General features: G+C 38.4%; 1 pseudogene. It reads right to left on the bottom strand.

The window, feature by feature from the left end:
- Positions 1 to 835: pseudogene (locus AC1P5O_RS16615) on the bottom strand (IS3 family transposase); the annotation flags it as partial.
- Positions 836 to 911 lie beyond the last annotated feature (76 nt).

The following is a 911-nucleotide window of genomic DNA, read 5'->3' as shown; positions in this document are numbered from 1 at the left end:
ATTTCAGGTGATCCATATTTTTCAATCGCTTCATTTAAAGCCGAAATACAAAAATCCACCTCCATACTAATCGATACCCTATGCGCAAGTACCTTGCGGCTATGCCAATCAATCACAGCACATAAATAAACAAAGCCTTTTGCCATAGGGATATACGTTATATCCGTACACCACACTTGATTACTGCGCTGAATAGCCAATCCTTTGAGCAGATATGGATATTTACGGTGAGCTTGATTGGCCTGACTTAGATTTGGTTTACGATATAACGCATTAATGCCCATTTTCTTCATTAAAGTACGTGTATGACGTCGTCCTATATGATGTCCTTGACGATTCAATAAATCACGCATCATACGGCTACCTGCAAAAGGGTATTGCATATGTAACTCATCCATACAGCGCATCAGCTTCAGATCTGATTCACTCACAGGTTTTGGGCGATAGTAATAACAACCACGGGAGACTTTCAGCAGCTTAGCTTGCTTAGATACTGAAATCTGAAGTGAGTCATCGATTAACTTTTGTGGTTGAAGCGGCCCAGTTTCTTCAACACACCTTCTAAAAAATCAATTTCTAATGCCTGCTCACCGATTTTTGCATGTAGTTTTTTTAGATCGATGGGTGGTTCTGTTGGAGCTTTTGATTGATCGAAAGCTTGCGAGGAAGCTGAAATCAGTTGATTTTTCCAGTCAATAATTTGGTTTTGATGAACATCAAATTCAGCACTCAATTCAGCAAGTGTTTTTTCTGCTTTAATCGCAGCAAGTGCTACCTTAGCTTTAAAGTCATTTGAATGATTTCTTCTTGGTCTACGTGTCATAAAATACTCCATATATTGATGTTTATAACATCATTTGGGGAGCAAAATATCACTTATAAGTGTTGTTCAAATTTCCTGATCCACCTCT

Source organism: Prolinoborus fasciculus (genome assembly GCF_056724605.1).
The sequence above is the reverse complement of the archived record's forward strand: the minus strand, read 5'-3'. Positions and strand labels throughout refer to the sequence as shown.